Genomic DNA, 25,209 nt, shown 5'->3' with positions numbered 1-25,209 from the left:
ACCGCAGTACCCCGCAGCGAACCCACAACCGCATCGTTGACGAAAAGGTCAGGAGAACCTCGGTCGTGTCAGTCACAGACGACATCCGCGCCCTCACCCAGCCCCACCACCCCGCCGACTGGACCGACGTCGACACCAGGGCCGTCGACACCGCTCGGGTCCTCGCCGCCGACGCGGTGCAGAACGCGGGCAACGGCCATCCCGGTACCGCGATGAGCCTCGCTCCCCTGGCGTACACGCTGTTCCAGCGTGTGATGCGGCATGATCCGAGCGATCCGAAGTGGGTGGGGCGCGACCGTTTCGTCCTGTCCTGCGGGCATTCCAGCCTGACCCTCTACATCCAGCTGTACCTGGCCGGTTTCGGCCTGGAGCTGGACGATCTGGTCAACCTGCGCAAGTGGGGCTCGCTGACCCCGGGCCACCCGGAGTACCGGCACACCGACGGCGTCGAGATCACCACCGGCCCGCTCGGCCAGGGCATGGCCTCCGCGGTGGGCATGGCCATGGCGGCCCGGCGTGAGCGCGGCCTGTTCGATCCGGCCGCAGCGCAGGGTGAGAGCGCCTTCGACCACTACATCTACGTGGTGGCCTCCGACGGCGACATGGAGGAGGGCGTCACCTCCGAGGCGTCGTCGCTGGCGGGCACCCAGCAGCTGGGCAACCTCATCGTCTTCTACGACGACAACCGCATCTCCATCGAGGACGACACCCGCATCGCCTTCACCGAGGACGTCGCCGCGCGCTACCGCGCCTACGGCTGGGACGTGCAGGTGATCGAGGGCGGCGAAGACGTGGTCGCCATCGAGGAGGCCGTGGCGCACGCGCAGGGCGTGACCGACAAGCCGTCGATCATCCTGCTGCGCACCATCATCGGCTACCCGGCCCCGAACAAGATGAACACCGGTGCCTCGCACGGCGCGGCGCTGGGCGCGGACGAGGTCGCGGCCACCAAGAAGGTGCTGGGTTTCGACCCGGACAAGACCTTCGACGTCGACGCCGCCGTGATCGCCCACACCCGCGGCAATGCCGCCGACCGCGCCAAGACGGCCAAGGCCGCCTGGCAGGAGCGCTTCGACGCCTGGGCCGCCGCCAACCCGGAGAACAAGGCGCTGTTCGACCGGCTCCAGGAGCGCCGCCTGCCCGAGGGCTGGGCCGACGCGCTGCCGGTGCACGCGCCCGACCCGAGCGGTATGGCCACCCGCAAGGCGTCCGGCAAGGTGCTCGCCGCGCTCGCGCCGGTGCTGCCGGAGCTGTGGGGCGGTTCGGCCGACCTCGCGGAGTCCAACAACACGACCATGCCGGATGTGCCGTCCTTCGGTCCGGAATCCATCTCCACCGGTATGTGGAAGGCCGATCCGTACGGCCGCACCCTGCACTTCGGGGTGCGCGAGCACGCCATGGGCTCGATCCTGAACGGCATCGCACTGCACGGACCGACCCGCCCGTACGGCGGCACCTTCCTGGTGTTCTCCGACTACATGCGCCCCGCCGTGCGCCTGGGCGCGCTCATGCGCACCCCGGTCACCTACGTGTGGACCCACGACTCCATCGGCCTCGGCGAGGACGGCCCCACCCACCAGCCGATCGAGCATCTGGCCGCGCTGCGCGCCATCCCGGGCCTGAACGTGGTGCGCCCCGGTGACGCCAACGAGACGACCTACGCCTGGCGCACCATCCTGGAACGCGACTCCGCCGAGCGGGATTCGCACTTCCTGGTGTCCGAGCCCGCGCACCAGGACGGCCCGTCCGCGCTGGCGCTGACCCGCCAGAACCTGCCGGTCCTGGAGGGCACCTCCTACGAGGGCGTCGCCAAGGGCGGTTACATCCTGGCCGAATCATCCACCGGTACACCGCAGGTGATCCTCATCGCCACCGGTTCGGAGCTGCACCTCGCGGTCGAGGCGCGCACTACGCTGGAGGCGCAGGGCATCGGCACCCGCGTGGTGTCCATGCCGTGCGTGGAGTGGTTCGACGCGCAGGATCAGGCGTACCGGGACTCCGTGCTGCCGCCCTCGGTGCGGGCGCGGGTGGTCGTGGAGGCCGGGATCGCGATGCCGTGGTACCGCTTCGTCGGCGATGCCGGGGAGATCGTCTCCATCGAGCACTTCGGCGCGTCGGCCGACTACAAGACGCTGTTCCGCGAGTTCGGCATCACACCCGAGGCCGTCGTCGCCGCGGCGCTGAGTTCGATCGAGAAGCAGGGCTCCCTCGACAAGGTGAAGGGATAACGACCATGACCCAGAACCCGAACACCGCGGCGCTGTACGCCGCGGGTGTCTCGGTGTGGCTCGACGACCTGTCGCGCGATCGCATCCAGTCCGGCAATCTCGCCGAGCTGGTCGCGACCCGCAACGTCGTCGGCGTCACCACCAACCCGACCATCTTCCAGGGCGCGCTCAGCAAGGGCCACGCCTACGACGCCCAGGTGCGCGACCTCGCCGCCCAGCGCGCGGACGCCGACCAGGCCGTGCGCGTCATCACCACCGACGACGTCCGCGCCGCCTGCGATGTGCTCGCCGACGTGTACGAGCAGACCGGCGGGCTCGACGGCCGCGTCTCCATCGAGGTCGACCCGCGGCTGGCCTTCGACACCGACGGCACCGTGGCGCAGGCCGTGGAGCTGTGGAAGATCGTGGACCGGCCCAATCTGTTCATCAAGATCCCGGCCACCGAAGAGGGGCTGCCCGCCATCGCCCGGGTGATCGGCGAGGGCATCAGCGTCAACGTCACCCTCATCTTCTCGGTGGCGCGCTACAAGTCGGTCATGGGCGCGTACCTGGACGGCCTGCGCAACGCGCAGGTGCAGGGCCGGGACCTCGCCAAGATCCAGTCGGTCGCCTCGTTCTTCGTCTCCCGTGTGGACACCGAGATCGACAAGCGGCTCGAGGCCATCGGCACCCCGGAGGCCCTCGCCCTGCGCGGCAAGGCGGGAATCGCCAACGCGCGCCTGGCCTACGCCGCCTACCAGGATGTGTTCGACGGTGGCAAGCACACCTCGACCTACAACCACCTGGCCTCGGCGGGCGCTACCAAGCAGCGCGCGCTGTGGGCGTCGACCGGGGTCAAGAACCCGGAGTACTCCGACACCATGTACGTCACCGAACTGGTGGCCCCGAATACGGTCAACACGCTGCCGGAGAAGACCCTCGAGGCCGTGGCCGACCACGCCGAGATCCGGGGCGACACCGTCTCCGGCACCGCCGCCGACGCCGCACAGGTCTTCGACGAGCTCGCGGCCGCTGGCATCGACCTCGACGACGTGTTCCGGGTGCTGGAGACCGAGGGCGTGGACAAATTCGTGACCTCCTGGAACGAATTGCTCACGGCGACAACCGAACAGCTCGCTGTATTCGGCGAGGCAGGATCGGGGTCCTCCGTGGTTACGCAGGCTGCCTCCTCCGGCCCTGACGATCCTGCCGAGGCCGGGGGCAACTGAAGGTGACCGGCGCGCCGACGACGGTCACGACGGGGAATCCGCTCCGCGACGAGCGGGACAGCCGGGTTCCTCGGATCGCTGGACCGTGCAGCATGGTGATCTTCGGGGTGACCGGTGACCTGTCGCGGCGCAAGTTGCTGCCGGCCATCTACGACCTGGCGAACCGGGGGCTGCTGCCACCCGGTTTCGCCCTGGTCGGGTTCGCCCGACGGGATATGAGCGACGACGAGTTCGCCGATCTCGTCCACGAATCGATCAGATCCTCCGCCCGCACCACCTTCCGCGAGGAGGTGTGGCAGCAGCTGCGCGAGGGATTGCGTTTCGTCCAGGGCACTTTCGAGGACGACGGAGCCTTCCACCGGTTGGCCACCACCCTCAAGGATCTCGATCGCGATCGCGGCACCGGCGGCAATCACGCCTTCTACCTCGCGATTCCGCCGACCGAGTTCCCGGTCGTGCTGGATCAGCTGTCGAAGAACGGGCTGGCGCAACCGGCCCCGGGTGCGGGCGATCCCGCGCCGTGGCGACGGGTGGTGATCGAGAAGCCGTTCGGACACGATCTGGACAGCGCGCAGGATCTCAATGCCCTGGTGAACCGGGTGTTCCCGGAGCAGACGGTCTTCCGCATCGACCACTACCTCGGCAAGGAGACGGTGCAGAACATCCTGGCGCTGCGCTTCGCGAACCAGCTGTTCGATCCGATCTGGAACGCCAACTACGTCGACCATGTGCAGATCACCATGGCCGAGGACATCGGATTGGGCGGTCGCGCCGGGTATTACGACGGCATCGGGGCCGCGCGCGACGTCATCCAGAACCATCTGCTGCAACTGCTGGCACTGACCGCCATGGAAGAACCGGTCAGCTTCCAGCCCAAGCAGCTGCAGATCGAGAAGATCAAGGTGCTCTCGGCGACCAAACTCGTCGAGCCCCTGGACGAGACGACCGCGCGCGGGCAGTACACGGCGGGCTGGCAGGGCAGTGAGTCCGTGGCCGGACTGCTGCAGGAGGAGGGCTTCGACCCCAACTCCAAGACCGAGACCTACGCCGCCATCACCCTCGCCGTGGAGACGCGCCGCTGGGCCGGTGTGCCGTTCTACCTGCGCACCGGAAAACGCCTGGGCCGCAGGGTGACCGAGATCGCGGTGGTGTTCAAGCGGGCTCCGCACCTGCCCTTCGACCAGACCATGACCGAAGAGCTCGGCCAGAACGCGCTGGTCATCCGGGTGCAGCCGGATGAGGGCATCACCATGCGGTTCGGGTCCAAGGTGCCCGGCTCCAGCATGGAGGTCCGGGACGTCAATATGGACTTCTCCTACGGCGAAGCCTTCACCGAGGACTCCCCCGAGGCGTACGAACGGCTCATCCTCGATGTGCTGCTCGGGGTGCCGTCGCTGTTCCCGGTCAATGAGGAGGTCGAATTGTCCTGGCGCATCCTCGATCCCGTACTCGAACACTGGGCGGACAACGGGCGGCCCGAACCGTACGAGGCGGGCACCTGGGGTCCGGAATCGGCCGATGAGATGCTCGCGCGCAGCGGGCGGGAATGGCGGCGGCCGTGATCATCGATATGCCGGATACGGATACCCGCGAGGTGTCCAAGCGCCTCATCTCGCTGCGTGAGGCCAATGGCGTGATCACCGTGGGGCGGGTGCTCACCCTGGTGGTGTGCACCCTGGACAGCTCCGAGGCCGAGGACGCCATCGAGGCCGCCAACGACGCCAGCCGCGAACACCCCTGTCGTGTCATCGTGCTGGCGCGTGGGGATCGCACCGCGGCGACGCGGCTGGACGCCCAGATCCGGGTCGGCGGTGACGCGGGCGCGGCCGAGGTGATAGTGCTGCGGTTGCAGGGCGATCTCGTCTCGCACGAGGCCAGCGTGGTCACGCCGTTCCTGCTGCCGGACACCCCGGTGGTGGCGTGGTGGCCGCGCGGAGCCCCGGAGTTCCCGTCCAAGGACGCGGTGGGCCGCCTGGCGACCCGCCGCATCACCGATGCCACCTTCGCACCGGATCCGCAGGCCACGATCAAGAAGCGGCGCAACGCCTACGCGCCCGGCGATACCGACCTGGCGTGGAGCCGGGTCACCTACTGGCGGGCGCTGCTGGCCGCCGCGCTCGACGAGGCTCCGTTCGAACCCGTTGATTCCGTGACGGTTTCGGGTCTGCGCGACGAACCGGCCCTGGACATGCTGGCGGGCTGGCTGGCCGCGCGACTGTCCTGCCCGGTGGTGCGCCGATCCGGTGATCTGAAGGTCGAGATCCGCAGGCCCACGGTCTCGATCGCGATCTCGCGCCCGCAGGAGGGGCGGACCGCGACCCTGGCCCGCACCGGGGAGCCGTCGCAGCGCTTCGCGCTGGCGCGCCGCGAGACCAGGGACTGCCTGGCGGAGGAGTTGCGGCATCTGGAGGCCGACGACATCTACGCCGAAGCCCTCACCGGCATCGAAAGGGTGACCTATGAGTAAGCCCGCCGTCGAAACCTACTCCGGCACCGAGGCTCTGGTCGAGGCCGCCGCCGAGCACTTCGTCGCCCAGGTGGTGGAGGCCCAGCGGCTGCGCGGGTCGGCGTCGGTGGTGCTCACCGGCGGCGGCACCGGGATCGGGCTGCTGGAGGTGGTGCGGCAGGCACCCGGGGAGATCGACTGGTCGCGCATCGACATCTTCTGGGGCGATGAGCGATTCCTGCCCGCCGGTGACCCGGAACGCAATGATCGGCAGGCCCGGCAGGCGCTGCTGGACCATGTGCCGGTGGATCCCTCGCGGGTGCATCCGGTGGCCACTTCCGACGGCGAGTACCCGGACCCGGTCGAGGCGGCGGCCGAGTACTCGGCCGCCGTGCACGCCCATCTCACCGAGCACGGCTCCTTCGACCTGCATCTGCTCGGCATGGGCGGTGAGGGACACATCAATTCCCTGTTCCCGCATACCGATGCCGTGCGCGAGGAGCACGAACTCGTGGTGGCGGTGACGGATTCGCCGAAACCACCGCCGGTGCGGGTGACGCTGACGCTGCCCGCCGTGCGGCAGTCCCGCCACGTGGTGCTGGTGGTCTCCGGCGAGGCCAAGGCCGCCGCGGTGGCCGCGGCCCTCAATGGCGCTTCGCCCCTGGATATCCCGTCGGCCGGTGCGGTCGGCGCGGAGTCCACCACCTGGCTGCTCGACGAGTCGGCCGCCGCCGACCTGCCGCGCTGATCGCATCCGGCTGACCTGCGCGGTGCCGGTCGCCACCCGCACTCGCCCGTACCCACTCGACAGATGCTCGGCGAACGGCGATGCCGTTGGCGACCTGCCACGCTCATGGCATCCGGCATACGTGGGCGGTGCGGGTCGCCTCCGGCACTTGCCCGTACCGCTCGGCGGGCGGGCGGTGGGCCGGTGCCATTGGCGGTGTCGATCGGGGCCGTGAATGTCGTGCGGGGAATCGCCGCACATGCCGTATTGCCGCACCGCCGTACCAGGCGGGTCGCCGCACCGGGTGAGAGCCGCTGATGCCGACCGCGTGACGTGGCACTGGCGGGCGATCGGCCGCGTCACCGCGCGACGACCGATCTGACGACCGAACTCCGGAGTCGCTCAGGCGGTTTCGAGGAATCGCTGGACCGAGCGGGATGGGGCCGGACTGGTGCGCCAGACCAGGTACAGGTGCGATGGCGGGGCGTCCGGGACATCGCGGTAGACCACGCCCGGATGGGGTGCGCGGGTGCGGGCCAGCTCGGGGACCGCGCCGATGCCCCGCTCGGCGGCCACCAGTTCGATCCACTCGTCGAAATTGGCGCAGGTGATGATGTGGCGCTCGGCCCTGGGCGCGGGCCAGGAGTTCTCGTCGGTGGTGCCGGAGATGGTGTTGACCACCAATGGCAGGTCGGCGAGGTCACGCCAGCGCGGCGGATCGCCCTGTGCCAGCGGTGAGGTGGCCGCGACGGCCAGTACGCGCCGTTCGGTGCCGATCCGCTTCGAGGCGAACCCCCGGGGCAGGTGAATCTGTTTGCGGTACAGCGCGATATCGATGGCGCGGGCGGTCAGCGCCGCGAGCGGGTCGTCCACGCGATGGATTTCGATATGACCGCCGACGGCCTCGAAGCGGGTGCGCGCGGCGGCGAACCAGGCGTCGGGCAGCAGCCAGGAGAACCCGAGGGCGACCGCCGCGCGCAACTGCAGGTCGGCGCAGACGGTGTCCAGGTCGGCGAGAATGCGGCGGGTGTGCGCGAGAAATGCCGCGCCGTCCTCGGTGAGATCGAATCGCCGCGAGGTGCGCTCGATGAGGCGGGTGTCGAGGATTCGCTCCAGTTGCTGGATGGTCCGGGTGAGTGAGGGCTGGGTGACGTGCAGTCGCCGGGCCGCCCGCGTGTAGTTGGCCGCATCGCACAGCGCGAGGTAGGCGCGCAGGTGACGCAACTCCAGATCCATGCGTCCAGCGTATACATACCGCGTAGGAAGCATTTCACAGGCGTGCTCACGGTCCGTAGCGTCGGAGCGCGTGACTATCGTGGCGACTCGACAACTGGGACTCGGCCCGGCCTTCGCGGCGGCGGCGGGACTGGCGGCCGCCGTGGGGGTCGGGCGGTTCGTCTACACGCCGCTGCTGCCGATCATGGTCGATGCCGGTCGGCTCGACGCGCACGGCGGCGCACTGGTGGCCGCGGCGAACTACGCGGGCTATCTGCTCGGCGCGGTGGCCCTGGCTCGACGTCCGGAATGGAACGGACGCAACACCTTCCGGCTCGCCGCCATCGCCCTGATCGCCAGCGATCTGCTGATGGCGCTCCCCGCTCCCCCGGCCGTCCCGGCGGCGCTGCGATTCGTGGCCGGGCTCGCCAGTGCCGCACTGTTCATCGGGTGCGCCGCCATCGCGGCCCGGCACGAGAACCGCAGGCGCGCCGCCGGAATCGTCTTCTCCGGGGTCGGGGCCGGAATCGCCGCGGCCGGGCTGCTGGTGCTCCTCACCCAGCACGTCCTGTCCTGGCAGGCGCTGTGGCTGGTATCGGCCGCGGTCACCGCCGCGCTGCTCGCGCCTACGCGACGCCTCGACATCCGACCGGGCGTCCGGCGCGGCACGGGGGCACGAACCGGTGCGGGCGCCGAGCCGCTCGACGGCGATCCGGCCGATACGGCCGGGCGCTGCACGCTGAGCCGCCCGGTGGACGCGCGAATCCCGCCCCGTGTCGCCGCCGAGAGCACCGCGTGCCGGGCGGGGCACGACGAGGTCGCCGAACGCCGGGCACGGCACGACGCGCTCACCGCGCCCAGGATGGAGCACGGCGAGCTCACCGCACGCCGCGCGAGACACGGCGAAGTCACCGCACGCCGGACGAGACAGGACGAGCTCACCGCACGCCGGGCAGGGCAGGACGAGCTCACCGCGTGCCAGGCAGAGCAGGACCACCTCACCGCGTGCCGCCCGGGGCGCACCTGGCGGGCGCTGCGTGTGTCGTACCTCCTGGAGGGCCTCGGCTATATCGTGATCGGCACCTTCCTCGTCGCGGCCGTCGCTGGGCCGGGCCGACAGGCCGAGGGCACCCTGGTGTGGATTCTGGTGGGATCGGCGGCGGCTCCGTCGACGGTGCTGTGGGGTGCGGCCGCGCGCCGGTGGTCCGCCACCCGCATGCTCGTGCTCGCCCTGATCCTGCAAGCGGTCTCGGCCGCCCTGCTCGCCGTATCGTCCGGCACCGCCGCCGCGCTGGTCTCGGCCGTCCTGTTCGGCGCGACCTTCATGGGAATCGTCATGCTGGCCATGGAGATCGGCGACGATCTCGCCGACGGCCCGGCCGCCGCCACGCTCACCGCGGGCTACGGCGTCGGGCAGATGCTCGGACCTCTGGTCGTCGCACCGGTGCTCGGCAGCGGGTACACCGCGGCCTTCGGTATCGCCACCGCCATTCTGCTGGCCGCCGCGGCGGCCGCATTGGTTGTGCACCGGGCATATGTTTCGATCGAGGCATGACGGACAGCATTGATGTGTCACGGGTCGTGAGCGCCAGCCGGGAGATCGCCGCGAACGCGGAGCGGATCTTCGACCTCATCGCCGATCCGGCCCAGCAGCCACGCTGGGACGGCAACGAGAACCTCGACCAGGCTCCGGACGGACAGCGAGTGCGCTCCGTGGGTGCGGTTTTCACCATGACGATCACCAACGGCGGCCAGGTCCGCGAGAACCACATCGTCGAATTCGAGGAAGGCCGCCGCATCGCCTGGCTCCCTTCGGAACCGGGCAAGGACTCCCCGGGCCACCTGTGGCGGTGGGAACTGGAACCCGTGGGCGACAACCGAACCCGCGTCACCCACACCTACGACTGGTCGAACCTGACCGACGAGAAGCGCCTCCCCCGCGCCCGCGCGACCACCTCCGACAAACTGCTGGCCTCCATCGACCGCTTGGCCGCGCTCGCCGAGAGCGAGTGATCACCGGCCACACGCCCCGTCCGAGTCCCCCTGGACGGCCACCCCCACCCTCGTCCCACTCGGCCGCGCACGGTGACCGCCCGCCCCGGTCGTGTGGACTCCTCCGCGTCGAGCAACTCCGTGCCGAGTACGTCGAACCACGCCCGCTCACCCGCAGCGTGCCCTGACCAACCCCGGTGTGCGGTTGGCGATCTGTGGTGGGGATCCCGCGATCGCTGCGGGGCACCGGGACACTGATCCGTGACGCGAGCACCGAACCCGCTGTGCTGGTATCGCTCTCGCGGGCTCGCCAGCTCGAGGGGGCCGCCGGATTCGCCGTCGGGCTCACCTTCCCCCGGCATCGACCCGCGGGCGGCGTTGCCACCGCCCGTCGAGTGCAGGCGTCAGCGCGCCGCCGGTTGGAAGAGTTCGACGACGTTGCCCGCCGGGTCGAGCAGCAGGATCTGTTGTCCGCCGGGGCCTTTCACGATGTCGTTGCGGAAGGGCACGCCGACGGCACGCAGTTTCTCCACGTCGGCGGCGATATCGTCGACGATGAGCTGGATGCGGTTCCAGCCACCGGGGTGCGGGACCTCGCCGTCGGGCATGGGGCGGCCCGCGGAGCTCTCGGGGCCGGAGAGCAGCAGGCGCAGTGGGCCGCGGCTGATTCCGGCGAAGACGGGGGCGGCGTCGAGGTCGACGGTGAAGCCGAGGTGATCGGTGTAGAAGGCGAGCGCGGCGGCGACATCGTCGACCATATAGCGGACGCTGGCCTGGTCAGTTGCGGTATTCGACATGATCGACACTCCTGGGCGGGAACCTGGGCTCCAGCACGGTCAGTAGAAATCGGACTCGGGTGTCGAGTTCTGCCGCGACACGGCAGAATTCGGCGTATTCGGCCTGGGCCGTGGATCCGGCGGCGGCCGGGTCCGGCAGGCTCCAGTGCACGCTGACAGCCGCTCCGTGGTCCCGGGGGACCTCACGGACCTTGTCGCACAACGTGATCACGTAATCGAAGCGGCGGTCGGCGACCGCCGACAGCCCCGCGGTGCCGTGTGCGCTGAGGTCGATGTCGTACCGCTCCCGCATGACTCGCACGGTGTTCGGATGCAGTGCGGGCTTGGGATGGCTGCCCGCACTGGCAACCTCGACCCCACCGCCGCTCCGGCGACGCAGCAGCGCCTCCGCGATCGGTGAGCGGGCGCTGTTCCCGGTGCACAGGAACAGTACCGCGCCGGACGGCTCCCGGGCGGCGTCGGCACCGGGAGCCAGGGCGGGGTGCAGGGCGGTCGCCGCCTGGGCGAATGCCGTCCCGCAGCGGTCGAGATCGAGATGGTAGTAGCTGTCGCGGCCGTCGAAACTGCTGCGCCGCACGGTCACCAGGCCCGCCGAGCGCAGCAGTCGCAAATGGTAGGAGACCAGATTCTGCGGCTCACCGGTCGCGGCGACCAGCTCCCGCACGCGCCGGTCACTGCCCGCCAGTTCGGTGAGCAACGCCCAGCGCAGCGGGTGCGCGGCCATCCGCATGAGCAGTGGGACCCGATCTACCACCATGGCTCCAAAATACATCAAATCAGTTTGATGTACTAGACGCGCACGGGCCGGAATCAGATACGCACGGCGACAATCCGGAAGGGCGTGGCGGGCGTCCCCGGAGACATCGGCCCGCCCTTGTCGAACTGCGACGCCACGACCAGCGTCCGATCTCCGGCGCGCACCAGAGTCGTTGGGATGGCGAGGGATTCGTCGGTGAACTGCTCGACCAGGGTGGCGGTGGCGTAGTCGTCGGACACGGTCCAGCGGCTCACCGTGTTGACGGCGTTGTGCGCGACCCGCAGCGTGTGGTCCACCAGATCCAGACCGTCACCGTGCACCACATCGCCGCCGTTCAGGGTCACCTTGCGCACCGGCCCGGCCGCGTCGGGCGCGGTGGCGAGGCGGTACAGATCCCCGCCGGTCATATCGACGACCAGCAGGTACCGGCCCGTCGGATCTACCACGATGCCGTTGAGGCCGACGGCGTCCGCCGGGCGCGGTTCAAGATGCGGCGCGAGGTCGAAAACCGCCGTGAGTTCGGCATTCCACCAGCGGCGACTTGGTCGGGGGTCACGCGGTAGACGACCGAGCGGATGCTGTCGGTCAGATAGGCGGTGCCGTCGGGTGCGGAATCGAGATCGTTGACGAAGCGCGGCGCACCGCCCGGCACGTCGAAGCTGGCGACCAGTGCCCGGGTGGCGATGTCGTAGGCGGCCACCCCGGCGGTCGAATCGGTGACCCACAGCCGACCGCGGTCGTCGACCTTCATGCCATTGGCCGTGACCCGGCCGTCGGCGCCCGCGGGCAGGAAGACCCTCCGCCTCGGCCGCACCCGCGGCGGCCCGGTAGACCGCGCCGTTGGCGTAGCAGCCGACGTAGGTGTCACCGGTGCGCGCGTCGAGGGCGATGCCCTCCGGGTAGGCTCGCCTGTGCGGCGTCACCCCGCCGACCATGAACACGATCCTCACCAACCTCCGGGACCGCGGACTCATCGAGCGCACCCCGCACGCCTGGCACCGCAATGTCCTGGAGACCCGCCTGACCGAACAGGGCGAGCAGGTGATGCGCGACGCCGACGCCCGTGCTGTCCGCGTCGAACGCGCCCTGGCCGAGGAGTTCACGGCCACCGAGCGGGACACCCTGCTGGATCTGCTCACCCGCTGCGCGGACCGCCTGGACACGATTCGCGCGGAACCGGAGCCCGGGAAGCGGTAAGCCCGCGCACACCCCGCAGGTGCAGGTCGCCAAGGACGAGGTGCAATCCGCACCGCACGTCGACCTCGAACTGGGCGGCACCGGCTATGTCGCCGGTGCCGCGCGGATTCCGCGCCAGACGAGGCCCGATGCCGCGACGATCAATGCCGCCGGGGCCGTGAACGCCCACCATCCCGTCGCATTGCCCAGTGCCACCGCGCCACCCGCGCCGAGCACCAGACCGGCGATGCGCGTCAGCGACCACGGGTCCACTTTCCCGGTCGTGGCGAGATCGCTACAGAAGCGGGTGAATGTGCTCGTCAGATAGGTGGTGGGCGAATTCGGGTCGGCCGCCAGCACCGTCGCGGACTGCATGCCCATGGCCAGCGCGGCGAGCACCAGCAGCGGCGTCCGGCCGAGCCCGTCACCGAAGGCCACGGCCAGTCCGGCGAGTACGCTCGCGAGAACCGCTTCGACGGCGAGACATTCGAGCACCCGGCGCGCGCGGCGATCGCGTTCGGCCCGACACCATCGGGCCGCCACCACGATTCCCACCACATAGCCGCCCAGCACCGTGAGCGGACCCGCGACATCCGTCGACGGCAGTGCCACCGCCACCCCGAGCAGAACCAGATTGCCGGTCAGCACGCTGGCGAAAACCTTGCCCAATGCGGTGAACACCAGCGCGTCCATGGCCCCCGCCCCGGTGCTGAGTAGTACCAGCGCGGTGGGGCCACCCGGAAAAGCGAGTCTGCTCCCCTGTTCGATCGCCATGCGGTCACGGTATCCGCGCAGCGCCGCCCTGCCCGGCACGGACGAGCGCGAGCCGCATCACGCGTACCGGCGTATCGAAGACGACGCCGCGGCCGAGCCACCGCACCCCGGGACGCGGATCGGGACCTGTGGTCGACCGCTACGCGGTCGTCGCGGTCGATGTCAGTTCGAGGCCGTCGAGGCTGGTGAGCAGGAATTCGTTCACCGCGGCGGGGTTCTCGAGCTGCACCAGGTGGCCCGCGCCGGGCACCTCCACCACCGCGCGCAGGTCCGGGACCGCGGCGCGCATGGTGGCCAGCGGATCGCGGCCGCTGAAGCCCTCCATATCGGGATCGTGCTCGCCGTGGAGGAAGTAGGCGGGCACAGTCACCTTCGCGTCGGCGAACTCGGCGGTGAGCTCCCAGTTCCGGTCCAGATTGCGGTACCAGTTGAGGCCGCCGGTGAATCCGGTGCGCTCGAAATCGGCGGCGAGGGTGTCGAATTCCTCCCGGGTGAGCCAGGACCACGGCAGTGCGGGGGCATCCGGCAGCACATCCAGATAGCCGAGGCCGGGCGGGTTCTTCCAGGTGTCGAGGTAGTGGTAGGCGGCACTGAGCGAGTAGTACACCCGGGCCAGGAATTCCCGTGGGCGGGCGGCGAGTTCGGCGTCGGCCACACCCGGCTGCTGGAAGTACGACAGGTGCAGGAAATGCCGCTGCGCGGCCTTGGTCCAGAACGCCGACGGCGGCTTGGGCGGGCGCGGGGCGAACGGATTGTTCAACACCATGACCGCGTCCACCCGCTCGGGTGCGCGCAGCGCCAGCTCCCACACCAACTGCGCCCCGAAATCGAGGCCGACGAACACGGCCCGCTCGGCTCCGATGTCGTCGAGCAGGGCGAGCAGATCCCCGACGACGGCCGCGTTGGTGTACGCCTCGGGATCGGCGGGAGCGTCGGTGCGGCCGTATCCGCGCAGGTCGGGGGCCAGCGCCCGGTACCCTGCGGCGGCCAGCGCCTCGACTTGGTGGTGCCATACGAATCCGGTGTGCGGGAACCCGTGGCAGAACACCACCGGGTGCCCCTGCCCCCGCTCGGTGACATGCATGTCGATGCCGCTGGTCCGCACCGTGCGTTGACCGTTATCCACTACCGCCTCCAACTTCTAGAACACGTTCTTATTTCAAGGTAATGTCCAGCGGTTGTGAGCGAAATACCCAAGATTCTCGACGGCCGGGTCGCGGTGGTCACCGGCGCGAGTCGCGGCATCGGCAAGGGCATCGCCCTGGAACTGGGCGCGGCGGGCGCCACCGTGTATGTCACCGGCCGCAGCACCACGGCCGGACGCCTGCCCGGGACCGTGCACGCCACCGCCGCCGAGATCACCGAACTCGGCGGGGCCGGCGTGGCGGTGGTGTGCGATCACCACGACGACGCGGCGGTGGAACGGCTCTTCGCCCGGGTGCGCGCCGAGCACGGGCGACTCGACGTGCTGGTGAACAATGTCTACAACTCACCGTCGGCGGCGCGCTGGCTCGGGCGCAAGTTCTGGGACGTACCGCCGAAAGCCTGGGACGAGACCTTCGACATCGGGGTGCGTTCCCATTACGCGGCAAGCGTTTTCGCCGCGCCCCTGCTCATCGAGGCGGGTGGACTGATCGTGAACGTGTCCTCGCCCGGCGCGCGGCGGTATATGCACAATGCCGTCTACGGCATCGGCAAGACCGCCTTGGACCGGATGACCGCCGATTTCGCGCACGATCTCACCGATACCGAGGTCACGGCGGTATCGATCTGGCCCGGCATCGTGAATACCGAACTGCTGCAAATGGTTCCGGCCGACGAGCAGGGTCGCCGCGTGGTCACGCTGCCCGGTGAGGGCAGCTTCGACCTCGACGCCGCCGAATCGCCGCGCTTCCCCGGACGTGCCGTCGTCGCCCTGGCCGCCGATCCCGAACGCCGCAAACGCACCGGAAAAGCCTGGCGGGTGGCCGATCTCGCCGACGAGTACGGATTCACCGATATCGACGGCCGTATCCCGCGCGCCGACTAGCGCGCACGTATCCGCAGTAGTCCCCGACAGAAGGAGTGCCAAGTATGCGACGCGTTTTCATCGTGGGTGTCGCCATGACGCCGTTCGTCAAGATCGGCTCCCGCGAATGGACCTACCCGGAGATGGTCGGCGAGGCGGTACGCGGGGCGCTCGGCGACGCCGGCATCGGCTACGACCAGGTCCAGCGCGCCGCCGTCGGCTACGTCTTCCAGCCGTCCGCGGCCGGGCAGCGCGCCCTCTACGACATCGGACTCACCGGCATTCCGATGGTGAATGTCAACAACAACTGCGCCACCGGCTCCACCGCACTCATGCTGGCCCGGGAATGGGTCGGCGGCGGCCTCGCCGAGGTGGCGCTGGCCGTCGGGTTCGAACAGATGACCAAGGAGGCCATGGCCGGACCCGCCACCACACCCAAGGCCACCACCGTCGACAACCACCTGGCCGTCATGCGCGGGCAGTTCGACTTCGGGAACGCCCCCATCACCACGCAGTTCTTCGGCAATGCCGCCATCGAGCACATGAAGCGGTACGGCACCACACCCGAACAGCTGGCGCGGGTGGCGGTCAAGAATCACGAGCACTCCACGCGGAATCCGCTGGCGCAGTTCCAGAACGCCTACACCCTCGACGAGGTGCTGACCGACAAGCCGGTGCACGGACCGCTCACCCGCTCGCAGTGCTCCCCCATGTCCGATGGGGCGGCGGCCGCGGTGGTGGTGAGCGAGGACTTCGTGCGGGCGCACGGGCTCGAGGGGCAGGCCGTGGAGATCCTCGCCCAGGAGCTGGCCACCGACGGTTCCTCGGCTTTCGCCGCCGGGTCCATGATCGACGTGGTGGGCTCGGGTATGACCCGTCGCGCCGCACAGCGGGTGTTCGAGACCGCCGGAATCGGCATCGCCGATGTCGATGTGATCGAACTGCACGACTGCTTCTCCATCAACGAACTCATCACCTACGAGGCTCTCGGCCTGTGCGGGGAAGGCGAATCCGGGGCGCTGGTCGAATCCGGGGCCACCACCTACGGCGGCAGCTGGGTGGTGAACCCCTCCGGCGGACTGATCTCCAAGGGACATCCCCTTGGCGCCACCGGGTTGGCCCAGGCCACCGAATTGTCCTGGCAACTCCGGGGTCTCGCCGGTGAGCGGCAGGTTCCCGACGCCCGGATCGCACTCGCCCACAACCTCGGACTCGGCGGTGCCACCGCCGTCACCCTCTACGCCGCGCCCAGCGCCTGACCGGAACGGGAGTTGAAATACCCATGACTGCCATCGATCCCGACACCCGCCTGCGGATGCCGGTGCACAACGGCCACAGCCTGCTCGCCGGACTGCGCCGCCACAAGCGCAATCCCGTTGTGACACTCGGCGATACCGTGCTCACCGGCGCCGACGTGCTGGACGCCATCAGCCGGTACGTGGCCGCCTTCGAGGCCAACGGCGTGAGCACCGGCACGCCGGTCGGCATTCTCGCGCTGAACCGGCCCGAGGTGCTGTTCACCATCGCGGCCGGTCAGGTCCGCGGACAGCGGCGAACCGCGCTGCACCCCATCGGCGGACTCGACGATCACGCGTATGTGCTCGCCGACGCGGGCATCACCACCCTGATCCTCGACCCGGTACCCGCCTTCGTGCAGCGCGCCCGCGAGCTGGTCGACCGGGTGCCGGAGCTGACCAAGGTGCTCGTCCTCGGCCCGGTACCGAGCGAATTGGCCGACGTCGGCGTGGACTTCCTGGCCGAGGTGGAGAAGTTCGAACCCGAGCCGGTCGAGGCCACCGAACTGCGGCCCGACGACGTCATCTCGGTGAGCTACACCGGCGGCACCACCGGCAAACCCAAGGGCGTGGTCGGCACCGCGCTCACCATGGCCACCATGACGCAGATCCAGCTGTCGGAGTGGGAGTGGCCGAAGCGGCCGAAATTCCTCATCTGCACACCGCTCTCCCATGCGGGCGCGGCATTCTTCGTCCCGGTGGTGCTGTTGGGCGGCGAATGCATCGTACTGCCGCGCTTCGACGCCGGTGAGGTGCTGAAGGCCATCGAGGAGCACAAGATCAGCGCCACCATGCTGGTGCCGTCCATGATCTACGCGCTGCTCGACCACCCCGATTCGAAGACGCGGGATCTGTCGTCGCTGCAGACCGTCTACTACGGGGCCTCCGCCATCGATCCGAACCGGCTGACCCAGGCCATCGAACGGTTCGGGCCGATCTTCGCGCAGTACTTCGGGCAGTCCGAGGCCCCCATGGCCATCAGCTACCTGGCCAAGGACGAGCACGACAAGGCGCGGCTGAGCTCCTGCGGGCGGCCCTCGGTCGCGCTGCGCGTCGCCCTCATCGACGACAAGGGCGAGGTCGTGCCGCAGGGTGAGGTGGGCGAGATCTGCGTATCCGGGCCGTTGCTGGCGGCCGGCTACCTGAACCTGCCCGAGGTGACGGCCGAGACGTTCAAGAACGGCTGGCTGCACACCGGCGACCTCGCCCGCGAGGACGAGGACGGCTTCCTGCACATTGTCGGCCGCAGCAAGGACATGGTGGTGACCGGCGGATTCAATGTGTTCCCGCGCGAGGTGGAGGATGTGGTGTCGGAGCATCCGGCCGTGCTCGACGTCGCGGTGGTCGGCGTGCCGGATCCACAGTGGGGTGAGGCCGTGACCGCGGTCGTCGTGCTCGACGCCGCCACGGCCGCCGACACCGCCGCGGTGGACACCGTGACGGCCGAGATACAGGCCACGGTGAAGCAGCGCAAGGGTTCGGTGCAGGTGCCGAAGAACGTCGTGGTCGTCGACAAGCTGCCGCTGACCGGGCTCGGCAAGCCCGACAAGAAGGCGGTACGGGTGATCGCCCAAGAGCGACTGGGCATTTCGTGATCGGTCGGTCCGCCTGACGTCCTACGCTCCGCCGGTGGTCGGGCGCGCGGCCCGCGGTGTGCGCAGGAACAGCGCTCCCCTGCGCACACTGTCCGCCGCCGTCTCGATCACCGCGCGAGTCACGAAGTGCCCCAACGCCGTTGCCACGAAGACCGCGGCAATGAGAATCGGAGCCCACTCCCAACTGAGCGCCAGCAGCGTGCGCTCGAACGTGCCGCGCGGCTGCACCACCGGCTCCCACGAATTGAGCCGCACCCAGCGCCCCAGGAAAACGCCGACCGCGCACAGCAGCTGCGTGACCAGCGTCACCGGTGTCCGCCACGCCCCGAAACCGGACCGCTCCAGGAAGCGGTTCATCTCGCCCAGCACCAGGTAGTAGGCCACGAACCCCGAGGCGATGAAGGCCGCGTACACGGGCAGTACGGTGGTCACCACCGGCCCGTCCCCCGCCCACCGGATGTCGTGGCGCAGATGCACCAGGTCGGTCACCACGTACGGCGCATTCGGCAGGAACAGCAGCAATAGCACCGCCCCCGCCCACCACACCGGCGACACCGGCAACCGCCGCTCCCGCGGCTTCACCATCCGGAACACCAGCAGCGCCAAACCCACCGGGATCCAAGCCAATACGGTGTTCCACCCCATCCAGAGCAGGTTCCGCTGCAGCACCCCCGTCAGGCTCGGCCCGACCGCGTCGACAACATCCATGCGCTCATCTTGCCCACGGATCGGCCCGATCGGCCGCAGCTTTCACCAGACCCCACAGTCTCTACACACGACCGCCACGAATGGACCCACCCCAGCACGGATCACCCGGGTGTCGCCACAGCGACACCCGGGTGATCCGAAGCTCGTCAGCTCAGGAGAACTTGATCTCCAGGCCGATCCCGAGAATGGCGATCAACCAGACAATCCCCGTGAAGATGGTGATGCGGTCCAGGTTCTTCTCGACCACGGTCGACCCCGAGAGGCTGGACTGCACGCCGCCACCGAACAGGCTGGACAGACCTCCACCCTTGGCCCGGTGCAGCAGCACCAGCAGCACCAGCAGCACGCTGGTGACGATCAGCAGGATGTCGAGGAACATGCGCATTTCACGGATTATATGCGCCCGTCACGCATGGGTTTCAATCGGCCCTGGTCCGCTTCCCTCCACGCGGCTCGGAGACCACGCACGATTCATGCCGTTCGATGCGGCCCGCCGGAGACCGCCTACAGCGCGCATACGCACCGGGTAGCAATCCGACAGCCAACCGTAGCGCCTTGGTAGCGCGGGATGACCAACAGCTATAGCTCGAACTAACGTTCGATAGGGGTGCGACTGGAGATCTCACTAGCGCGTCGACCGCCCGGACGGCGCCACTCGTCGAGACCGGCGTACACGCGAGCTACCCGCAGCCGTGATTCGCCGAAGAGTTCGGCCTCTCCGGCATGGATGGCGGCAGTCAGGTTCCACCGACGCTCACCGGCTACCGGCAGCTGAGGTCGATTGTCGGTGCGGCCTGCCACCATGGCCGGTATGACGACAGCCGATCCTAGGGCCCCGTTCGAATGGCTCGCTGCATCCGAGAGCCAAGCAAGCCCGCTGGGCGTGCTCTTCAGTGTGGCCTTCTTCCGCGGGCTCGACCGGTCGGAGGTGGTACGTCGCTTCAACAATGGCGAGGACTCCAGCCAGGAATTGGACTTCCAACAGCTCAACGACAGGATGGTTGAGTTCCTCGGGAAGACCGACGGCGGAAGCGGCGGTGGTCACGTGGGCGTGTTCCCGGCCGGTGAGTGGAGCGTGGCCATCGAGCCGTGCGGGTTCTGGGCGACCGATAGCGATGTGCTGGCGGATCTGTCGCGAGGATGTGCGGTGCTGGCGATCACACGCCACGACTACGCCAGGCACAGCCTCGCGTACGCAATCGACAGCACGCTTGTTACCGCCCACGCTTTGGAGATCCCGCACATCCGCTGGGGCACCGATCCCGACCGGCTCAACGATTACATGCGTGAGCTGGGAATGGTGCTGGACAGCTCGGACAATGAGATCGACTGGGACGCTGCGGGGAACACCACCTACAACATCCTCGTGCCGAGAGCTTTCGCCCTGGCGGCCAAGGTCACCGGAGTGTCGTTCACACCGGACATGCTGAACGAGCCTCTGCTCGTGGGACCTATCGCCTACCGATAGCCACTTCCCGGCCGCGGCGCCACATAGGGCCAGACCTGATGAACCCGAGGAGGTCACGATAGCGGGGCTTCGCCGCGGGACGATCGTTCGTACGTCTGTGACTGGGGCCCGCTGAGCAGGTCCAGATCAAGTGGACCCGCGAACGGGGCCCAGCAGCTCGCGGGCGTCGATCTGATGCGCGAACGTGAGGCTGAGCAGCGGCTGAATCTGCAGTGACGTCCTGCCCGTTCCGGCAGGCCAGGCGGAAGACGGAGGACTCGAACCCCATACCCGAACGGGCACATCCGCGCTAGCAACGCGGCTCGGCCGCCATGGCCGATTCATCTTCCATCGCGGAAAGCTGAGGAGTCGAACCCCCGGGACGCGATGCCCGCCTCCGGTTTTCAAGACCGGCTGGCCTCCACAGGCCGGAACTTTCCTTCTCCGCCCGCCGACCGAGCTTGCGGTCCGACCACATTCGCAGGAAATGCGGCACCGGCACAACCGATTTTCACCACCCTGCGGCGAGCCGGACCAGAGCTACCTCGCCGCGGGACCACGGCGCAGACATCGCACCGACGCCGGGACTATTCGAAGACCTCGTCGACGCTGTCGGCCGTCGATACCCGCGTCGCCCACACCCGCAACCGAGCCGCCTCCGCGCCCCGCACGGCCGCCTCGACCTCCGTCGCCAGCGGCCCGAACTTCGACGTCATCAACTCGAGCAGAAGCTCAGCACGCCCCCGCGCCTCGCCCCGAGCTTCACCCTCCGCGCGAAGCCGTTCCGCAGCCGTCACGATGACCTCCTCGACCTCGGGACCGAGCCGGTCGATCACCGGCTCCACTGTCGGGCAACCTACTCCCAGGCAGATTGCGGCACACCGGTTTTCTGCGGTTTCGCTGGAACTGGTCCACGGCCGCTCCCGGCCGTGTCGCGACGGCCGGGAGGGGGCTGCGGGTTACGTGCTGGCCGGGGCGGAGAAGCGGAAGTCGTCCAGGACGGCCGGGGGCTCGCCGCCGCCCGGAACCTTCGAATCGTCCTGGCCGTGCACCCCGCCGTAGCGGTTGGTGTGCGGAACCTCTTCCTCGGTGAAGGTTCCGGCCAAGATCGGGTGCGGTGAATCGCCTACGTAGGCCGCGTAGTAGTCGCCCTCGGCGCGTAGGCGGATCGTGGTCCCTTCGGGCCACTTGAACCACACCGGGATGTAAGCGTCGGTGCCAGCGGCGGGGGTGAATACGACTCCGTCCCAGCTCAGCAGCGAGAGGCCCATCGAGGTCGCGGTGAACCAGAAGTGCACCCCCGCGTGCTCGGAGGCGGGGTCCGCTCGCAAGGCGATCGACATCGCCGAGTGTTCGGGGTTGCGGCCGTTCCAGTGAATGGTGGCCGCGACTTCTTGTGTGTTGCCAGCGGCAGGCACCGTGTGGAACGCCATCGACACCGGTTCGCTGGGAGTGCCGTCGGCCGAGAGCTGCCCCTCGGCGATGTGCAGGGTGCCACCGCCCGCGGTGACCCAGTCCGAACCCAGCTCGGTACGATCGAACTCGTCGGTCGTAGCGTTGGCCCCTCCCGTAGATCCCACGTTGAACAGGAGAACAGCGGTCGCGGCGATTGCCGTAGCCACAGTTCGTTTCACTTCATGCCCCCTTTTGCATGCTCTTACCATGTAGATCAAGTTGCTGAGAATAGTCGCTATTCCCAACCGACCGGTCGCGTGGCTCGCCGGGTGGATATCCCCGGCCGACCGATGATCGCGAACCGAACGGCGTCGCCGACGGTTGCGTACCTGCATGTAGGACAGACAGACGGCGGGTGAACCGCGGGTGTGCGATCTTCGACCAGTGGTCGCGATCCGCACGGCGACTTGCGAAAACCGCCGCGCGGTCGGTCGAAGATCACAAATTCAGTGGTGCCTTCCCGGGCTGATGGCGCATGCTCCGAGGGATCAGGAGGATAAATGCGCAAGATTCCGACGTTGTTCGTCCGCGACCCGCATGACATGGCCCGCGTTCTCCCCGAGGTTCATCCCGACTGCGCTTGGGTGATCGCCGGGGAAGGTGTCGCGACCGCGAAACTCGACGGCGTGTGCACCATGCTCGACGACGCCGGACGCTGGTGGGCGCGGCGCGAGATCAAACCGGGGAAGGCGGAACCGGCGAACTTCGTCGAAGCGGATTCCGACCCGATCACCGGTAAACGCACCGGCTGGGAGCCGATCGAGCAGTCCCCGTTCGCGAAACTGCACCGCCGGGCACTGGACGCCACGCCGGACGACGACCCCGTGGCCGACAGCTACGAACTGCTGGGGCCGAAGATCAACGGAAATCCGCACGGGTACGGCGAGCATGTGCTGGTCCGGCACGGCTCCATCGTCCTGACCGACGTCCCCACCGAGTTCGAGGACCTGCGAGCGCAGTTCGCCGAGTGGGTGCGCACGTCGAGCCGACCCTACGAGGGCGTGGTGTGGCACCACCCGGACGGTGGACGCCGCGCGAAGCTGAAGGTGCGCGACTTCCGCCGGGAGATCACCGCATAGCCGCACGGGATCGGCGGCCGACGGTGGCGGCGAACGCCCACCGCGGGGTCGGACCATCGCGAAGCCCCGACGTACAGGGGGTCACGTCGGGGCTTCTGGCATCAGTATGCGCCTGCCCGTCTTCGTGCGTGCGCGATTCGCCGAAACGTCGGACCCGGGCATCTCGCCTGGTGGGCACGTGCGAGACCCCGGTGCGAAGGGAGTGACCGGGGCCTCGAAAGGTTTGTCGGGAATGCCGGGCTGCCGTTACCGATCCGGTCGTCGTGTCTCGCGGCGTCAGGATGCCGCGACGAGGTCGACCACCGAAGCGGCCGCCGCGGTGCTCTGCACCGACGCGATGCCCTTCTTCGCGGCATCCTTGCTCGCGTACGCCTGACTCTGGGCGACGATCTCGCCGTTGCCCGCCTCGAGGCGCCACCGGAACTTGCCGGAGGCGTCGCAGAAGATCTCGAACTTCCCTGACATGACTGCCTCGATTCTCGGTTGCTGGATAATCGCGGAACAGTGGAGGTATGCCCACTCACCGACGGGTAAACCCGGAGCGACACGACCGAGTTCGTGTCGTGACCGACGGCGGCGATCGCTCACCTGCGCGGCGGGATCGGTGGCGGTACCGCCACCAGGTGCAGCGTATGGCTCTCGCCGACGGTGAACTGCGCGACGCGGGCCTCGGCGGCCTGGTCCTGGGCGGTGAGGCGCAGCTGGTGTTGGAGCATGTGTTCGGCCCAGGACCGGACGACGAAGGCTTCGACGTAGCGGTCGGTCGAGCCCACGTCGCGGAACATGCGCCACTCCATGGCGCCGGTACGTTGCCGGGAACGGCCCACGCGGGACATGGCGTGGATGAAGTCGGGGGCGAGTTCTTCGGGGACCTTGTAGGTTTCGAGGACCAGGACGGGGCCGTCGGTGGGGGCGGGTTCGAAGACGAGGGTCGGTTCGGGCCAGTGGGCCGACGGGGTGGTGTCGACCGAGTCCACCTTGACCGGGAGCCAGCGGGTGCTCGCGGCGCAGAGCGCGAGCAGGGCGGCCGCCGCGATCAGTGCGGACTCCATCCCGAACCACCCCGCGACCAGGCCCCACAGCAGGGAGCCGAGAGCTTGGCCGCCCATGAACACCAGCTGATACACCGAGAGGCCGCGCGCCCGCACCCAGCCCGGCAGCAGCAGCTGCATGGTGGCGTTCAGGGTGGACATGGCGGTGATCCAGCCGAAACCACCGAGTACCAGCAGCACCAGGACGACGATCTCATTGCGCAGCAGCGCGGCGGCGAGGGTGGCGAGGCCGAAGGTGATCGCGCCCAGCGCCAGCAATCCGGTGGGCCGCATGGTCTTCCGCAGGCGCGCGATCTGGGTGGCGCCGATGATCGCGCCCAGGCCGAGCGCACCGAGCAGCACACCGTAACCGGAGGACGACAGGCCGAGCCGGTCGTGCGCGACCACCGGCAGCAGCGCCCACAGCGCGCTGCCGGGAGCGACGAAGAGCAGGCAGCGCAACAGCACTCGGCGCACGGCCGGTGATGCCTGGATGAAGCGCAGCCCCGCCTGTAGAGCGGCGATCGGCCGCTCGGTCGGCAGGTCCCGGTCCGCCGTCGGACGCCGCCAGCGCACCAGCACCACCAGAATCCCGGTGAACGACAGGGCGTTCAGCGCGAAGACCCAGGCCGGGCCGGAGACGGCGACCAATGCTCCAGCCAATGCCGGGCCGACCGCGCGGCCGATATTCATCCCCATGCTGCCCAGTGCCGCGGCGGCCGGAATCTGGTTGCGCGGCACCAGATCCGGCTGGATGGCCTGCCAGGCCGGACCGGTGAGCGCCTGCCCGCAGCCGAGCAGGAACAGCAGGAGCAGCAGCACCGCGGGCGTGGTGTGCCCGGTCGCGGTGAGGACGGCCAGCAGCGCCGCGCATCCGGCCATGGCCGACTGGGCGGCAATGAGCAGCCGCCGCCGGTCCACCAGGTCGGCCAGCACCCCCGAGGGAATCGCCAGCAGCATGACCGGCAGGGTGGTGGCCGTCTGCACCAGCGACACCAGGGTGGCGGCGTTCGGATTGTCGACCAGCACCCACTGCGCGCCGACGGTCTGCATCCAGGTGCCCAGGTTGGAGACCAGCTGGGCGATCCACAGCGCCCGGAAGACCTTGGACGCCAGCGGCGCCCAGGCCGACTCACCGTCTTTCGCAGGAACCTCGCTCACTGGACAGAGCGTATTTCCCAGCTACCGGTCGGTGCGAACGCCACGCTGGCCGGGCATCAGGCCAGCGCCAGGGATTCACGCCTGTCCGCTGGCCGAACGTGCGGCGCAAC

The 25,209-nt window shown here is 69.1% G+C and carries 25 protein-coding genes, 1 tRNA gene and 1 pseudogene; 13 read left to right on the top strand and 14 right to left on the bottom strand.

Annotated features, from left to right (window positions below):
* The first annotated feature begins 65 nt into the window (after positions 1-65).
* The 5 genes and pseudogenes from tkt to pgl all read left to right on the top strand — a co-directional run bounded on the left by tkt (position 66) and on the right by pgl (position 6,630).
* Positions 66-2,228, top strand: a complete 2,163-nt coding sequence (gene tkt, locus QMO76_RS16190) for a transketolase (protein ID WP_306362118.1) — start codon at positions 66-68, stop codon at positions 2,226-2,228.
* 5 nt (positions 2,229-2,233) lie between these two features.
* Positions 2,234-3,358: pseudogene (gene tal / locus QMO76_RS16185) on the top strand (transaldolase); the annotation flags it as partial.
* A gap of 80 nt (positions 3,359-3,438) precedes the next feature.
* Positions 3,439-4,998 (top strand): glucose-6-phosphate dehydrogenase, encoded by a 1,560-nt coding sequence (gene zwf / locus QMO76_RS16180; RefSeq protein ID WP_306362117.1) that lies wholly within the window; start codon positions 3,439-3,441, stop codon positions 4,996-4,998.
* The gene (gene opcA, locus QMO76_RS16175) at positions 4,995-5,903 is read left to right on the top strand and encodes a glucose-6-phosphate dehydrogenase assembly protein OpcA (protein ID WP_306362116.1); all 909 of its coding nucleotides are present in this window, start codon (positions 4,995-4,997) and stop codon (positions 5,901-5,903) included. Before zwf ends, opcA begins: the two co-directional genes overlap by 4 nt.
* Entirely contained in the window at positions 5,896-6,630 is a 735-nt protein-coding gene (gene pgl / locus QMO76_RS16170) for a 6-phosphogluconolactonase (protein ID WP_306362115.1), read from the top strand. The genes opcA and pgl overlap by 8 nt, the downstream gene beginning before the upstream one ends.
* Before the next feature lie 381 nt (positions 6,631-7,011).
* Here the strand turns inward: pgl and QMO76_RS16165 are convergent, their stop codons facing one another.
* On the bottom strand, positions 7,012-7,845 hold the full coding sequence (locus QMO76_RS16165; protein ID WP_306362114.1) for a LysR family transcriptional regulator: 834 nt from the start codon (positions 7,843-7,845) through the stop codon (positions 7,012-7,014).
* Between the two features lie 70 nt (positions 7,846-7,915).
* Between QMO76_RS16165 and QMO76_RS16160 the strand changes: the two genes are divergently transcribed.
* The gene (locus QMO76_RS16160; protein ID WP_306362113.1) at positions 7,916-9,379 is read left to right on the top strand and encodes a YbfB/YjiJ family MFS transporter; all 1,464 of its coding nucleotides are present in this window, start codon (positions 7,916-7,918) and stop codon (positions 9,377-9,379) included.
* Entirely contained in the window at positions 9,376-9,837 is a 462-nt protein-coding gene (locus tag QMO76_RS16155; protein WP_306362112.1) for an SRPBCC family protein, read from the top strand. Before QMO76_RS16160 ends, QMO76_RS16155 begins: the two co-directional genes overlap by 4 nt.
* A gap of 383 nt (positions 9,838-10,220) precedes the next feature.
* Here QMO76_RS16155 and QMO76_RS16150 read toward each other — a convergent pair whose 3' ends face one another.
* From QMO76_RS16150 to QMO76_RS16135, 4 genes are read right to left on the bottom strand one after another with little or no spacing between them, the layout of a single operon-like run.
* Complete coding sequence (locus QMO76_RS16150; protein WP_306362111.1) at positions 10,221-10,613, bottom strand: VOC family protein; 393 nt, start codon at positions 10,611-10,613, stop codon at positions 10,221-10,223.
* Positions 10,594-11,370 (bottom strand): ArsR family transcriptional regulator, encoded by a 777-nt coding sequence (locus QMO76_RS16145; RefSeq protein ID WP_306362110.1) that lies wholly within the window; start codon positions 11,368-11,370, stop codon positions 10,594-10,596. The genes QMO76_RS16150 and QMO76_RS16145 overlap by 20 nt, the downstream gene beginning before the upstream one ends.
* 53 nt (positions 11,371-11,423) lie before the next feature.
* Positions 11,424-11,816, bottom strand: a complete 393-nt coding sequence (locus QMO76_RS16140) for a hypothetical protein (RefSeq protein ID WP_306362109.1) — start codon at positions 11,814-11,816, stop codon at positions 11,424-11,426.
* A complete protein-coding gene (locus QMO76_RS16135) occupies positions 11,810-12,121 on the bottom strand; it encodes a hypothetical protein (RefSeq protein WP_306362108.1) in 312 nt (103 codons plus the stop codon). The genes QMO76_RS16140 and QMO76_RS16135 overlap by 7 nt, the downstream gene beginning before the upstream one ends.
* A 182-nt stretch (positions 12,122-12,303) precedes the next feature.
* Here QMO76_RS16135 and QMO76_RS16130 point away from each other — a divergent pair, with 182 nt between their 5' ends.
* The gene (locus QMO76_RS16130) at positions 12,304-12,567 is read left to right on the top strand and encodes a hypothetical protein (protein WP_306362107.1); all 264 of its coding nucleotides are present in this window, start codon (positions 12,304-12,306) and stop codon (positions 12,565-12,567) included.
* An 84-nt stretch (positions 12,568-12,651) separates the two neighbouring features.
* On the opposite strand, the gene QMO76_RS16125 is transcribed toward QMO76_RS16130, so the two are convergent.
* Both QMO76_RS16125 and QMO76_RS16120 read right to left on the bottom strand, forming a co-directional pair.
* A complete protein-coding gene (locus QMO76_RS16125; protein WP_306362106.1) occupies positions 12,652-13,320 on the bottom strand; it encodes a DUF1275 family protein in 669 nt (222 codons plus the stop codon).
* 139 nt (positions 13,321-13,459) lie between these two features.
* Complete coding sequence (locus QMO76_RS16120; protein ID WP_306362367.1) at positions 13,460-14,404, bottom strand: alpha/beta fold hydrolase; 945 nt, start codon at positions 14,402-14,404, stop codon at positions 13,460-13,462.
* A gap of 96 nt (positions 14,405-14,500) precedes the next feature.
* Between QMO76_RS16120 and QMO76_RS16115 the strand changes: the two genes are divergently transcribed.
* Genes QMO76_RS16115 through fadD8 form a run of 3 tightly spaced genes read left to right on the top strand, consistent with a single transcriptional unit; the run spans position 14,501 to position 18,218 of the window.
* A complete protein-coding gene (locus QMO76_RS16115; protein ID WP_306362105.1) occupies positions 14,501-15,349 on the top strand; it encodes an SDR family NAD(P)-dependent oxidoreductase in 849 nt (282 codons plus the stop codon).
* 44 nt (positions 15,350-15,393) lie between these two features.
* Complete coding sequence (locus tag QMO76_RS16110) at positions 15,394-16,587, top strand: Nonspecific lipid-transfer protein (RefSeq protein WP_306362104.1); 1,194 nt, start codon at positions 15,394-15,396, stop codon at positions 16,585-16,587.
* Between the two features lie 23 nt (positions 16,588-16,610).
* A complete protein-coding gene (fadD8, locus tag QMO76_RS16105; RefSeq protein WP_306362103.1) occupies positions 16,611-18,218 on the top strand; it encodes a fatty-acid--CoA ligase FadD8 in 1,608 nt (535 codons plus the stop codon).
* A 21-nt stretch (positions 18,219-18,239) separates the two neighbouring features.
* Here fadD8 and QMO76_RS16100 read toward each other — a convergent pair whose 3' ends face one another.
* Positions 18,240-18,926 (bottom strand): DUF1361 domain-containing protein, encoded by a 687-nt coding sequence (locus tag QMO76_RS16100; protein ID WP_306362102.1) that lies wholly within the window; start codon positions 18,924-18,926, stop codon positions 18,240-18,242.
* 151 nt (positions 18,927-19,077) lie between these two features.
* Positions 19,078-19,311, bottom strand: coding sequence for a preprotein translocase subunit SecG (secG, locus tag QMO76_RS16095; protein WP_039814922.1), 234 nt, complete (start codon positions 19,309-19,311; stop codon positions 19,078-19,080).
* Between the two features lie 426 nt (positions 19,312-19,737).
* Between secG and QMO76_RS16090 the strand changes: the two genes are divergently transcribed.
* Complete coding sequence (locus tag QMO76_RS16090; RefSeq protein WP_306362101.1) at positions 19,738-20,394, top strand: DUF6461 domain-containing protein; 657 nt, start codon at positions 19,738-19,740, stop codon at positions 20,392-20,394.
* A 333-nt stretch (positions 20,395-20,727) separates the two neighbouring features.
* Here QMO76_RS16090 and QMO76_RS16085 read toward each other — a convergent pair.
* The 3 genes from QMO76_RS16085 to QMO76_RS16075 form a co-directional block, all read right to left on the bottom strand.
* A tRNA-Ser gene (locus QMO76_RS16085) sits at positions 20,728-20,813 on the bottom strand.
* A 147-nt stretch (positions 20,814-20,960) separates the two neighbouring features.
* Positions 20,961-21,209: a hypothetical protein gene (locus QMO76_RS16080; protein WP_306362100.1), complete on the bottom strand. Its 249-nt coding sequence runs from the start codon at positions 21,207-21,209 to the stop codon at positions 20,961-20,963.
* Positions 21,210-21,332: 123 nt separating this feature from the next.
* Positions 21,333-21,953 carry a hypothetical protein gene (locus QMO76_RS16075; protein ID WP_306362099.1) on the bottom strand — a complete coding sequence of 207 codons (621 nt, stop codon included), beginning with the start codon at positions 21,951-21,953 and terminating at the stop codon, positions 21,333-21,335.
* 375 nt (positions 21,954-22,328) lie between these two features.
* On the opposite strand from QMO76_RS16075, the gene QMO76_RS16070 reads away from it, so the two are divergent.
* Positions 22,329-22,907 (top strand): DUF5565 family protein, encoded by a 579-nt coding sequence (locus QMO76_RS16070; RefSeq protein WP_306362098.1) that lies wholly within the window; start codon positions 22,329-22,331, stop codon positions 22,905-22,907.
* A 276-nt stretch (positions 22,908-23,183) separates the two neighbouring features.
* Here QMO76_RS16070 and QMO76_RS16065 read toward each other — a convergent pair whose 3' ends face one another.
* Both QMO76_RS16065 and QMO76_RS16060 read right to left on the bottom strand, forming a co-directional pair.
* Positions 23,184-23,372 (bottom strand): DUF1508 domain-containing protein, encoded by a 189-nt coding sequence (locus QMO76_RS16065; protein ID WP_306362097.1) that lies wholly within the window; start codon positions 23,370-23,372, stop codon positions 23,184-23,186.
* 119 nt (positions 23,373-23,491) lie between these two features.
* Positions 23,492-25,099: an MFS transporter gene (locus tag QMO76_RS16060; protein ID WP_306362096.1), complete on the bottom strand. Its 1,608-nt coding sequence runs from the start codon at positions 25,097-25,099 to the stop codon at positions 23,492-23,494.
* Positions 25,100-25,209 lie beyond the last annotated feature (110 nt).

This window comes from Nocardia sp. CC227C (assembly GCF_030767025.1).
GTDB lineage: Bacteria > Actinomycetota > Actinomycetes > Mycobacteriales > Mycobacteriaceae > Nocardia.
This window is presented reverse-complemented; position numbering and strand designations above follow the sequence as displayed.